11 protein-coding genes and 1 other RNA gene are annotated in these 11,936 nt (G+C 61.5%); all 12 read left to right on the top strand.

Translation table 11 applies throughout. The features are described from left to right. The first annotated feature begins 5 nt into the window (after positions 1 to 5). Positions 6 to 1,763 carry a hypothetical protein gene (locus H5U38_12040; GenBank protein MBC7187754.1) on the top strand — a complete coding sequence of 586 codons (1,758 nt, stop codon included), beginning with the start codon at positions 6 to 8 and terminating at the stop codon, positions 1,761 to 1,763. Positions 1,764 to 1,860: 97 nt separating this feature from the next. Beyond that, positions 1,861 to 2,532: a glycosyltransferase family 2 protein gene (locus H5U38_12045; GenBank protein ID MBC7187755.1), complete on the top strand. Its 672-nt coding sequence runs from the start codon at positions 1,861 to 1,863 to the stop codon at positions 2,530 to 2,532. A gap of 3 nt (positions 2,533 to 2,535) precedes the next feature. Further along, positions 2,536 to 2,943, top strand: a complete 408-nt coding sequence (locus H5U38_12050; protein MBC7187756.1) for a 6-carboxytetrahydropterin synthase — start codon at positions 2,536 to 2,538, stop codon at positions 2,941 to 2,943. Positions 2,944 to 2,947: 4 nt separating this feature from the next. After that, positions 2,948 to 3,511: a GTP cyclohydrolase I FolE gene (gene folE / locus H5U38_12055; protein ID MBC7187757.1), complete on the top strand. Its 564-nt coding sequence runs from the start codon at positions 2,948 to 2,950 to the stop codon at positions 3,509 to 3,511. Positions 3,512 to 3,514: 3 nt separating this feature from the next. After that, positions 3,515 to 4,246, top strand: coding sequence for an SDR family NAD(P)-dependent oxidoreductase (locus H5U38_12060; protein MBC7187758.1), 732 nt, complete (start codon positions 3,515 to 3,517; stop codon positions 4,244 to 4,246). 30 nt (positions 4,247 to 4,276) lie between these two features. Further along, the gene (gene gatD, locus H5U38_12065) at positions 4,277 to 5,671 is read left to right on the top strand and encodes a Glu-tRNA(Gln) amidotransferase subunit GatD (GenBank protein ID MBC7187759.1); all 1,395 of its coding nucleotides are present in this window, start codon (positions 4,277 to 4,279) and stop codon (positions 5,669 to 5,671) included. After that, positions 5,668 to 6,903, top strand: a complete 1,236-nt coding sequence (locus H5U38_12070) for a hypothetical protein (GenBank protein ID MBC7187760.1) — start codon at positions 5,668 to 5,670, stop codon at positions 6,901 to 6,903. The genes gatD and H5U38_12070 overlap by 4 nt, the downstream gene beginning before the upstream one ends. 251 nt (positions 6,904 to 7,154) lie before the next feature. Beyond that, on the top strand, positions 7,155 to 7,850 hold the full coding sequence (locus tag H5U38_12075) for an HAD-IA family hydrolase (GenBank protein MBC7187761.1): 696 nt from the start codon (positions 7,155 to 7,157) through the stop codon (positions 7,848 to 7,850). Between the two features lie 216 nt (positions 7,851 to 8,066). Further along, positions 8,067 to 8,591 carry a PaaI family thioesterase gene (locus tag H5U38_12080; GenBank protein MBC7187762.1) on the top strand — a complete coding sequence of 175 codons (525 nt, stop codon included), beginning with the start codon at positions 8,067 to 8,069 and terminating at the stop codon, positions 8,589 to 8,591. Positions 8,592 to 9,246: 655 nt separating this feature from the next. Then, entirely contained in the window at positions 9,247 to 9,960 is a 714-nt protein-coding gene (locus tag H5U38_12085) for a hypothetical protein (GenBank protein ID MBC7187763.1), read from the top strand. Between the two features lie 51 nt (positions 9,961 to 10,011). After that, an RNA gene (gene rnpB, locus H5U38_12090) (RNase P RNA component class A) lies at positions 10,012 to 10,397 on the top strand. Positions 10,398 to 10,440: 43 nt separating this feature from the next. After that, on the top strand, positions 10,441 to 11,936 hold a 1,496-nt coding region (recJ, locus tag H5U38_12095; GenBank protein ID MBC7187764.1), incomplete at its 3' end, for a single-stranded-DNA-specific exonuclease RecJ.

Genomic DNA, 11,936 nt, shown 5'->3' on the forward strand with positions numbered 1-11,936 from the left:
AGGCGATGAAGAGACGGAATCCAATGGCGGCGCTCATCTGGGCTGCTCTCATTCTGGGAACGTGCCCTGTGGACATCCTGTTTGGGCAGGCAAAGGCCCATAAGGTGGACCTCGCGTTCAACCGGTACTACAGCTACGAAGAGTTGACGGAAGCGTTGAGGACGCTGCAAAAGGCTTACCCCAAGTTCCTGTCGCTCAAATCGATCGGCAAGAGTTATCAGGGGCGGGATATTTGGGTGATGACCATCAACAATCCTGATACTGGCCCGGAGATGGCCAAGGCAGCCATGTACATCGATGGCAACATCCACGGCAACGAGATCCAAGGCGGTGAGGTCTGCCTGTACACCATCTGGTACCTCATGGAGAACTATGGCATTGTGGACAAGGTGACGGAACTGGTGGACCGCCGGGTCTTTTACATCCTCCCCACGGTGAACCCTGACGGCCGGGCATGGTGGTTCGACCAGCCCAATACTTCGAGCTCGTCGCGCAGCGGCCTCAAACCCACCGACAACGATAATGATGGTCTCTGCGATGAGGACGGCTACGACGACCTGGACGGCGACGGAGAAATCTTGCAAATGCGCAAGAAGGTGCCCTATGGCGACTACCGCATCAGCTCGCAGGATCCGCGACTCATGGAGCGCGTCGAACCGGGGCAAGCGGGGGACTATATCATGCTTGGGCTGGAAGGGATCGACAATGACGGCGACGGGCGCATCAACGAGGATGGCCCTGGCGGGTACGATCCGAACCGCAACTGGCCTACGGACTGGCAGCCCAACTACATTCAGAGCGGGGCAGGCGACTACCCGCTTTCGTTGCCGGAGAGCCGGGCGGTGGCAGACTTTGTTCTGGCCCATCCCAACATCGCGGGCGTGCAGGCCTATCACAATTCCGGGGGCATGATCCTGCGTGGCCCGGGCGCGGAGGAGCGCGGCGATCCCCCAGGCGGCGACCTGCGTACCTATGACCTCATCGGCCAGAAGGGCGAAAAGATTCTCCCCTTCTACCGCTATTTGACTATCTGGAAGGACCTGTACCCTGTGCACGGCGGCTTCGTGAACTGGACCTACGAGGGGCTGGGCATCTTCTCGTTCACCAATGAGCTGTTCAGCACCCGGCAGTACGGTACGGAGGCTGAGGAAGGGGAGGAACAGGGGCTGCGGCGGCGCGGCGGAGAAGCTGACCGACGCCGTCTGGAGTTCAACGATTTGGTGGAACTGGGAGCAATGTTTGTCCCCTGGCATCCCCACAAGCACCCCACTTACGGCGACATCGAGATCGGGGGATGGCGCAAGTGGAGCAGCCGGGTCAACCCCGGATTCATGCTGGAAGAGCTCTGTCACAGGAACTGTGCCTTTACCCTTTACCATGCCGATCAGATGCCGCTGGTGGAAATCCGCGAGGTGGAACAGAGTCCGTTGGGCGAGGGTCTCCACAGAGTGCGCGTCACGCTCGCCAACACGCGGGCGATCCCTACCATTTCGCAACAGGCAGCGCGGCGCAAGCTGCAGCGCCCCGACTGGGTCAGCATTTCCGGCAAGAATTTGAAAGTCATCGCCGCTGGTTTTGTGCGCGACCGCTACTTGGGGCCGGTGGAGGCGGTGCCACGTCATCCGGAGAAGGTGCGCCTCACCTCTGGCATAGGCGGGTACGATGATGTGCAGATCGAATGGATCGTGCAAGGAAAGGGCCCCGCAGTCATTCGCTTCGAAGGCCTGAAAGCCGGGATCGCCGAGAAGCAGATAGTGCTCTGAGGGGCTGCGTACGAGCGGACTTTGACCTTGTCGCCCTCAACGGATTTTGTTATATTGCAGTCGGTAGCGGTGACCTTGAGAGTGGCCGAGGAAAGGAGTGCCAGAGCAGGTCGACATTGTCCTGTGTACCTACAACCGCGCGCACCTCATCGAGCGGGCCATTACCTCCGTAAGGGGGCAAACGCATCCCCATTGGCGTCTGCTGGTGGTGGACGACGGCAGCACGGACCACACGCGCTCGCTGGTGGCGGCCCTGCGCGCTGAGGACGAGCGCATCGCCTACCTGCCGCTGGCACACGGCGGGCTGGCGAGGGCGCGCAACGCGGGCATCGCGCATAGTAGCGCCCCCTTTCTCACGTTCATCGACGCTGACGATGAGTACCTGCCCGAGCACTTGGCGGTGCGCGTCGCTTACCTGGTCTCGCACCCGGAAGTGGACCTGCTGCACGGCGGCGTGGAGCTGGTGGGAGACGAACGCGATCACTATGTGGTGGACGCGCGCGATCCAGCGCGCCTCATTCACTTGCGGGATTGCTGCATTGGCGCCACCCTTTTCGGCAAGAGGAGCGTGTTCATGGCTCTCGGCGGCTTCAGAATGCTGCCGTACTCGTCCGAGTCGGATTTTTTGGCCCGCGCCGAAGAGCAGTTCCGCGTGCTGAAGGTGGAGTGGCCGACCTACCGCTACCACTTGGAACCAGAGGATCGCACGTGTAAGATAGTGCGCCGTTCCCCGGGATCGGTGTCGGCGCGCAGGAGTGGCGAGGTGTAGGCCATGGTGTACATTACCCGCAAGGCTTCGTTCAGTGCGGCGCACCGATTGCATAACCCGCAGCTGAGCGACGAGGACAATAGGCAGATCTATGGCCTGTGCAACAACCCCATGGGCCATGGTCACAATTACACCGTTGAGGTCACGGTGTGCGGCGAGCCAGACCCGCGCGACGGCATGGTGATTGACCTTGGCGTGCTTGGCCACATTCTCGAAGAAGAGCTGATCAAGAAGGTGGACCACAAGTTCCTCAACTATCAGGTCGACTTTCTGCAGGGGGTGATCCCTACGGCCGAGAATTTGGCAAAGCGATTTTGGGAAGTGCTGTGCGACAAGTTGCCGCGCGGCCGGCTGTACGAGGTCCGCGTGCACGAGTCCGAGCATAACAGCGCATTCTACAGAGGAGAGTGACTGGATGGCGGAGAGGATCCGCGAGCTGGTGGATGCAATGCTGCGGGCCTTGGGCGAAGACCCCTCGCGTCCAGGTCTGCAAAAAACACCGGAGCGCGTAGAAAAGGCGCTCACCTTTCTCACCCAGGGCTACGCCCAGGACCCCGAGGAGATCCTGCAAAAGGCCATCTTTGACGAACGCTATGACGAGATGGTCATCGTCAAGGACATCGAGGTCTTCAGTCTGTGCGAGCACCACCTGCTCCCCTTCTTCGGGCGATGCCACGTGGGCTACCTGCCCAAGGGAAGAATCGTCGGCGTGAGCAAGATTCCGCGGGTCGTCGACGTGTATGCGCGGCGGCTGCAGTTGCAGGAGCGCCTGACCACGCAGATCGCCGATGCGCTCTGGAAGCATCTCGAGCCGTACGGTGTGGCCGTGGTCATCGAAGCGCGCCATCTGTGCATGATGATGCGCGGCGTGGAGAAGCAGAACTCTGTCATGACCACCAGTGCCATGCGGGGCGTGTTCCAGAGCGAGCGCGCCACCAGGATGGAGTTCATGGAGCTCATCCGCAGCCACGGAGCATAGGCGATGACGGGCAGCGAGTCTACAGCAGTCGGCGAGGGGCGCATTGCCTGGGTCACAGGCGCGGGGCGGGGCATCGGGCGGGCGGTGGCTGAAGCTTTGGCACAGCGCGGCCTCCGCGTCGTGCTCTCGGCGCGCAGCAAAGCCCAGATCGAGGAAGTGGCAGCTTCTATCAACGACGCGGGGGGAAAGGCGCTGGCCATTCCCGCAGACGTGACCAAGCAGGAGGAACTCACAGCGCTGGTGGCCAAAGTGCGCGCGGCGTGGGGGGCAATCGACATCTTGGTGAACAACGCCGGCGTGTGGCGCTTCACCGAGGTGACCAAGACCACCCTCGAGGAGTGGCAGGAGCAGATTGCCGTCAACCTCACCGGGGCATTTCTCTGCACCAAGGCGGTGCTGGAAGATATGCTTCGCCGTGGCAGCGGCCACATCATCAACATCATCTCGGTGGCCGGCAAGAGGCCTTACGCCCGTTGCGCCGCCTATTGTGCGGCAAAGTACGGCCTGCTCGGCTTCACCGAGGTGCTGCGCATGGAAGTGCGGAAGAAGGGGATTCGGGTCACCGCCATCTTTCCGGGGGCAACGGACACGCCAGGCTGGGAGGCGGACGCCGAGCGCCGGACTCAGATGATGCGCCCGCAAAGCGTGGCCCAGGCAGTGGTCGCCGCCTGCCTTGCCCCTCCGGACGTCATGCCCGAAGAGATTGTGCTGCGACCGGTGCCGGGTGACCTGTAGGCCATGGCCCTGAGCAAGCACGAGAGAGGGATGGTTGTGGAACAGCCGGATGCGTGGAAAGGGTATCGGGGAAGGGCCCGTGCCAAGCTGCAGGAGGCTAAGGTGCGCGTCTGGAGCGACGTAGTCCTCCACTCCACCAAAGGCGACTTCAAGGGCATCATCTTGCCCAGGAGTGAAAATGCCGATGACGAGCACATCGTGCTCAAGCTCCACAGCGGCTACAACCTCGGCATTCACGTGGACAATGTGGTGGGTATCGAGGAGGTCGGCTACAAGGAGGCGCACTATCGCATCCCGGAGCGGGAGTTTCCGCACGATGACGCCAAGCCGGACGTGACCCTCCTCGGTACCGGCGGCACCATTGCCAGCCGCTTGGACTATCGCACCGGTGCCGTAATCCCAGCTTTCACGCCCGGGGAGCTGTATGGAGCGGTGCCCGAGCTGGCGGACATTTGCAACCTGAAGACCACCAAACTCTTTGGCGTGTTCAGCGAAAACATCGAGCCGCACCATTGGATCACCATCGCCAATGTCATCGGCGAGGAGATCCGCAACGGTGTGGACGGCGTCGTCATCGGCCACGGGACCGATGTGATGCACTACACCGCTGCCGCGCTTACCTTCATGGTGCAGAAGCCGCCCGTGCCCATCGTCATGGTGGGCTCGCAACGCTCCAGCGACCGTCCCTCCAGCGATGCCGCCCTCAACCTCATCAACGCCGTGCGCAGTGCTGCCTATGGCGACATCGCCGAGGTGATGGTGTGCATGTTCGGTCCGACCAGCGACCAGTACGACCTGCTCCATCGCGGCACGCGCGTGCGCAAGATGCATTCGAGCTACCGCAACACATTTCGCACCATTGGCGACATTCCTTTGGCCATGGTGTGGCCGGACCGCTTCCAGTACCTGACCGACGACTTCCAGCGCCGCCGCCAGGATCGGGAAGTGCTCATCGACGCGGTCTTCGAAGAAAAAGTCAGCATCGTGTACTACTACCCGAACATGATGCCGGACATCATCGATTCGCTTACGGACAACGGCTACAAGGGCATTGTGATTGCCGGCACCGGGTTGGGGCACGTCAACCGCAAGATTAACCCGGCGCTCAAGCGGGCTATCGACAAGGGAGTCACGGTGGTCATGACCGTGCAGACGTTGTGGGGGTACGTGCAGATGTACGTGTACGACACCGGCCGTGACCTCCTGGACTTGGGAATCATTCCGCTTGGCAATATGCTGCCGGAGACGGCGTACTGCAAGCTCGGCTGGGTGTTGGCGCATACCACCGAGCCGGAGAAGGTCCGCCAGATGATGCTGACGCCTATCAACCACGAAATCACCGAGCGCGAGCCCATCAACGGCTACCTCATCCTCCAGGGTGGGATTCCTGAGGTCGAGGAGTTCATCCGCCGGGTGAGGAAATGAAGCGCGGGTTTGTGCGCTGTTCAAGGGTCCTTGCCGCCGGTTTGCTGGCCATGGGCATTGCTTTGGCGAATTGTCATGCTTGCCTTGCTGGCCTGCCCTTGGGCGTGCGCGGCGTTGGCGGAGGCGGCATAGTGTCCGCTTTCCGGAGGCACGACACGGACAGGCTCTCCAATGGCAGCGCAGGCATATGGGGAGAAAAGAGGCTGGCGCCCTTGGCTTCCCTGCTCTGGGAGGTCAACTACACCGCCATGGGCGGCGTGCTTCACGACAAGGCAATGTACGGCAGCGAGGGCATATACGCCTACGACTTCACCTTACGCACCTTGACGGTAAACCTTACCATGCCCTGGCGTTCACGCTTGGAGTGTGGGTCCCCAAGAAGGCGCCAAGAGGCCATCGTGAAACGAGGGAGTGACATGACAGGAAACATCCCGACCTTCCTTGTCCAGGGGAAGACCCTGCCCGAAACCTGGGAAAACGCCGTGCTCAAGTGCTGGCACGACGGGGTGGATATTCGCACCGAGTACGACAAACCTGAGGATCCGCCCAGTAAGGACTGCACCATGGTCATGGTGGTGGACGAGCCTTTTGCCGAACCGCGTATCCATCGCGCCTTTCCCGGCGGGCTGGAGGATTTGGAGATTTATCGCCAGGAAGTGGTCGAAGGGGTGCACGACCACTGGATCTGCCCGGAGGAGGGCAAGTGGACATACACCTACCACAAGCGCCTCTTTGCTTACGAGATGGAAGGCCAGGTCATCGACCAGATCAACTATCTGATCGAAAAGCTGGCCTCGGTCGGCTATTCCCGGCGGGCCCAGGCCATCACCTGGAACCCCAAGACCGATCCGCCCACTTACGATCCACCGTGTCTGCAGAGGGTGTGGTGCAGGATGCTGACCGACGAGCGCGGTGACTTGGTGCTGAACATGAACACCCACTGGCGCTCGCGGGACGCCTACAAGGCGGCCTACATGAACATGTTCGCGCTCACGGACCTGCAACGCGTCATCGCCGAGCGTCTGTCCCAAAGGCTGGGCAAGCAGGTGAGAGTGGGGCGCTACGTGGACATTGCCGACAGCTTCCACATCTACGGCAGCTACTTCCGGGAGTTTGCCGGATTTCTGCGCAGCGTGAAGGAGCGCACCTTCGCCGAGCGCACTTGGCACTCGGATTTTGCCGAGCCTATGTTTGAAGAGGCTCGTCGGCGGCTGGCCGATGAGAAGAAGTAGACGCCATGTGCAAGCGCCTTTCTATGGAGACGGAGAGGACGAACAAGGATGAGGTACGCTATGGAGTGCAAGAACTTTGAGAAGAATATGCAGCGCTGCAACTGTTCGTATGAACCATGCCCACGCAAAGGTTACTGCTGCGAGTGTCTTCTCTACCATCGTCGCATGAATGAATTGCCCGCCTGCTTCTTTCCTGACGATGTCGAACGCACGTGGGATCGCTCGCTGCGCAAATTCCTCTCGCTGCAACGATGATCCGCGCCAAGACGAAGGCGTTCACCACCATCGTCTTTGACCTGGACGGGACGCTGCTGGATACTGCACCCGACGTGCACCTCTGTTCGAATTTGGCCCTGCGCGCCATGGGGCTGCCGGAAATCTCTCTGGCGCAGGCGAGGGCATCCATCGGCCCTGGACCGGACAACTTTGCGCGGGTCACCCTCGGCGAGGAGAACATGCACCGCTTCGGCGAGTTCATCGGGCTGTTTCGCCAGCTCTACAGTGACCGCTGCCTGATCAGCACGCGCCCTTTTCCTGGCATTATGGACTTGCTGCAAGGGCTGCAGGGTTATCGCCTGGTCGTCGCTACCAACAAGCCGGGGCCTTACACCAAGCGAATCCTTGCCGGGTTGAATATGGAGCCTTACTTCGATGCGGTGATCTGTCCCGAGGAGGTGACGCATCTGAAACCACATCCGGAGATGATCCTGACGGCCATGGCGCGTACCGGTGCGACGCCGGAGACTACCCTGGTGGTGGGTGATACGGACAACGATATCCACGCCGGCAAGGCCGCGGGCGCCCGCACCTGCGCGGTGACGTGGGGGTACGGGCCGCGCGCGACGTTGGAGTCCCTGCGGCCCGACTTTGTCATCACGCGGCCAGCAGAGCTGTTCAGCATCCTTAACGAAAAGCAGGGCAGCGGTGTTATTCCTCAAGGGGACTGAAAAGCCGTCGGGAGGTTTAGCGTAAGGCGCTGGCTGATTCTTTCTCCTGAGATCGAGTCTCGGGAGGCCTTGCTTCTGACACAGGTTGACTTCGGGAGCCAGGCCCTAGGCTCAACGACTGTGTCGGCTGGCCACCGCACCGCGCGGAGGTTCGTAGGCCATTCTCCCGGTTTGTGCAATGGGTAACGACTGACCTTGATGCGGAGGAAAGCGCATATGGAAGAGGAAGGCTCAGTCTCTTGTCCGGCAGAGATTGAACCGGGTAGGACCTTGCCGACCTACGAAGGGTGCATTGTGTGTGGTAACCGGCACGCCAATGCGGCCACGTTAGGGCTGAAGTTTGTGACGGATGAGCAAGGGGTGCACGTGGAGTGCGTCCCCTCGGAGATGTATTCCGGCTACAAGGGGGTAGTGCATGGCGGCATCATCTGCGCGCTGCTGGACGAGACGATCGGCTGGTCGGTGGCCGTGGTGCGCAAGAAGTATTTTGTGACTGGCGAGCTGCACGTGCGTTTTCTGCGTCCTTTGCCGGTTGGTCTGCGCGTTACGGTGCGCGGTCGACCGGTGGCGCATCATCAGCGTTACTCCGTGGCGGCAGGCGAGATCATCGGCCCGGATGGCAGGGTCTACGCCGAGGCAACGGGCAAGTTCTACGTCATGCGCGACGACAAGGCCAGACAGGTACGCGAATACCTGACCTTTGCGCCAGGGGATTGGGACTTCTTGGGGGAAGGTGAGTGAGGTACCTCATTCTTCGTGCGCGTTCGTGGTCCCCGACTCACCAAGGGAAATGTTTGGCCTGATTCGGGGGCCGAGCCGCCAAGGGCTCAATTCTGAGAACCGCCAGGGAGCTGCAGATCTCCCGAAGGATAGCCAGGGTTCCTGGCACCGGGGCCGCTGTGCCACAGCGGTTGCCGTCCGCGGAGGTCGTTGCGCGGTCATAGGGTCGGGGGCTTGGCCGTCGGGGCGGCTCGAAGACGCGGATATTCGGCCCCAATGCGCGTGAGGGGCTCTTTCCTAAGGCCTCTGTACAGGTCAGGCAAGGTCCCTGATCTTGTGCAGTTGCTCCACCGTGTTCCCTCACGGGTATGGGTCCCTTCCTGAGCTCTCCACCGCTCCCGCAATTTCGCTTGACGGCGCAAGGGATTTTTTGTAAATTTGCAACGCGTGTGGAAAGAGCGCGGCCCATCGGCCGTGGAAGAATTGAGATTGTCGTTCTTTCAGAGAGAGACGTTGAACCACATAAGAAGCAGAATAGGAAGCGCCTTAGCCTTGATCCTCTTGGAATTGGACCCCACCTGCCAGTGAAGTGCACCCCCAAAAGGTGCACTTTTTTTGTGACTGGCCGGCAGGAGAGGACGAGAGGGGCGCAGGTGGCACAAAGGAGGAAGTGACGGTGCGCGAAGAACTTCGGCTTTTGGTCAACTTGCAAGAAATTGACTCCCGCCTCCAGCAGCTGGAGGCGCGCAAGGGAGACCTGCCGCAGGTGGTCCAGAAGCTGGAGGAGGAGCACCGCCAATTGACCGCTACGCTGAACGCCCACACCACGCAGACGCAGCAGTGGCAGACGGAGAAACGTCACGCCGAGGGAAAGCTGGCAACGCTCAAAGACCAACTCAAGAAGTACCAAACACAGCTCTATTCGCGCGTGACGACCAATCGCGAATACGATGCCATAACCGCCGAAATCGAGGCAACGGAGAAGCAGATCGACGACGTCGAGATGGTCATCTTGGAGTTGGACGACCAGCTGGAGAAAGTGGCACGGGAGATTGCCGAGTTGCAGCAGCGGCTGCAGCAGCTGGAGGCATCGCTTACCGAGCGGCGGGCGGAGTTGGCGGCGCGCATGAAGGAGACTGAGGAAGAAGTAACCCGCCTGAGCGCGCAGCGTGCCCAGCTGGTGGCCCAGCTGAACCAGCGCGTCGTGGCCCGCTACGACCGCATTCGCGCGGCCAAGGGCGGCGTGGCCGTGGTGCCGGTGCAAAATGGCGCCTGCGGTGGGTGCTTCACTACCATCCCGCCGCAGAGGAGCCTGGAGATCCGGCAGATGAAAGACCTGATCCTCTGCGAAAGCTGTGGGCGGATTCTGGTGTGGCAGGGGAACGAGTGAGTCCGTTAGGCGTCTCATGATATGGCGAGCTAAGGGAGAAGATGTGGGTCCAGGGCGGATCAGACGATCGCGTCCCGCCGTAGCGCGGGATGAGGAAAGTCCGAACTCCGCAGGGCAGGATGCCTCGTAACACGAGGGTTCCGCTCTGGCGACGGAGCGGAAACGGAAAGCGCCACAGAAAACAGACCGTCTCGGCACCGCCGGGACAAGGGTGAAAAGGTGGGGTAAGAGCCCACCGCTCCGACGGTAACGGCGGAGGCATGGCAAGCCCCATCCGGAGCAAGACCAAACAGGAGGGATGAGGCGGCCCGTCTCGTTTGACCTCCGGGTAGGTCGCTAGAGGTCCGCCGCGAGGCGGATCCCAGACAGATGATCGTCGCCCGTGGTGGGGTGACCCGCCTCGGGTACAGAATTCGGCTTATCGATCCGTTCTGGACCCCATAACTTTTTCCGGGCGCAAGGTGGAGTTGCAACGTCTTGATGGATCAAAAGTGGGTCTTTGAGGGCACTCAGCACAGCGAAGAAGTTCACCAGCTGGCTCGCGTCTTGGAAGTGCCCGACATTATCGCCCGCCTGCTGGTGAACCGAGGCATCACCACACCTGCGGCGGCCCAACGCTTCTTTGAGCCGAGTTTAGAGCACCTCCATGACCCCTTCCTCATGAAAGACATGGAGCGCGCGGTCGAGCGGTTAATCACCGCCCTGCGCAACCGCGAGCGTATCATGGTCTACGGCGATTATGACGTGGACGGCATCACCGCGGTCTCCATGACCTACCTTCTTCTGCGCAAGTTGGGGGCCGACGTGGTCTTCTACATCCCGGATCGCCTGCGCCAAGGATATGGGCTGTCCGAGGTGGGCGTGCGGGAGGCGCATCGCCGTGGCGCCACACTGGTCATCTCCGTGGACTGCGGGGTGACGGCCTGCCAGGAGGTGGAGCTGGCCAGCTCGCTTGGCTTGGATGTGATTATTTGTGACCACCATGAGCCGCGCACCGTCCTTCCTCAGGCCGTAGCGGTGTTGGACCCGAAGCGGCCAGACTGCCCCTACCCCTTCAAGGAGCTCGCCGGTGTTGGGGTGACTTTCAAGCTGCTGCAGGCGCTTTTTGCCACACTCAAGTACGACCCGGCCCTGGTCGAAGAGTTTGTGGACTATGTGGCCATAGGCAGCGCCGCGGACATTGTGCCGCTGGTGGACGAGAATCGCATCCTGGTGGCCGAGGGGCTGAAGCGCCTCAACAGTGGGCCGCGCAAGGTGGGGTTGCAAGCGCTGGTGGAAACGGCGGGCCTGGCAGGCCACGAGATCGGCACCGGCCAGGTGGTGTTTGTGATCGCCCCGCGCATCAATGCCGTCGGTCGCATGGGGGACGCCCTGCGTGCGGTGCGCCTGCTCACCACCGATGTGCCGCAGCAGGCCCGCAATATCGCTGCCATCCTGGAAGCGGAGAACCGGGCGCGCAAGAACATCGACGAGGACACCTTCGCCCAGGCCCTGAAGATGGTGGAAGCCGACTATGACCCGGACCGGGACCTGGCCTTGGTCCTGGCGCATGAGGGGTGGCACCCGGGCGTGATCGGCATCGTGGCCAGTCGCATCGTGGAGCGCTACTACCGCCCCACCGTCATGGTGACGCTGGACGGCGAGGTGGGCAAGGGCTCTGCGCGCAGCATCCCCGGTTTTGACATCTACGCAGCCCTGAAGCAGTGTGAAGACCTGCTCATCGAATTCGGCGGGCACAAGTACGCCGCCGGCTTGACGGTGCGCCGAGACAATGTCGCCCCGCTGCGCGCCCGACTGCGGGAGGTGATTGCCGCCCAGATGGAGGACGACTTGCTGGTGCCCAAGCTGCGGGTGGACGGGGAGATTCGCCTCAGCCACATCACGCCCAAAACCTTTGCTTTGTTGAAAAAGTTCGCGCCCTTCGGCTCGCAGAACATGCGCCCAGTCTTTGTATCCCGGGGTCTGCAGGTGGTGGG

It is taken from the genome of Calditrichota bacterium, from assembly GCA_014359355.1.
Lineage (GTDB): Bacteria > Zhuqueibacterota > Zhuqueibacteria > JANLFK01 > Oleimicrobiaceae > Oleimicrobium.

Bases quoted from the DNA above. Each gene is read 5' to 3' on its own strand.
- H5U38_12050 (MBC7187756.1), top strand. From the start codon at position 2,536: ATGGTGTACATTACCCGCAAGGCTTCGTTCAGTGCGGCGCACCGATTG.
- H5U38_12080 (MBC7187762.1), top strand. From the start codon at position 8,067: ATGGAAGAGGAAGGCTCAGTCTCTTGTCCGGCAGAGATTGAACCGGGT.
- H5U38_12070 (MBC7187760.1), top strand. From the start codon at position 5,668: ATGAAGCGCGGGTTTGTGCGCTGTTCAAGGGTCCTTGCCGCCGGTTTG.
- H5U38_12040 (MBC7187754.1), top strand. From the start codon at position 6: ATGAAGAGACGGAATCCAATGGCGGCGCTCATCTGGGCTGCTCTCATT.
- gatD (MBC7187759.1), top strand. From the start codon at position 4,277: ATGGTTGTGGAACAGCCGGATGCGTGGAAAGGGTATCGGGGAAGGGCC.
- folE (MBC7187757.1), top strand. From the start codon at position 2,948: ATGGCGGAGAGGATCCGCGAGCTGGTGGATGCAATGCTGCGGGCCTTG.
- H5U38_12060 (MBC7187758.1), top strand. From the start codon at position 3,515: ATGACGGGCAGCGAGTCTACAGCAGTCGGCGAGGGGCGCATTGCCTGG.
- H5U38_12075 (MBC7187761.1), top strand. From the start codon at position 7,155: ATGATCCGCGCCAAGACGAAGGCGTTCACCACCATCGTCTTTGACCTG.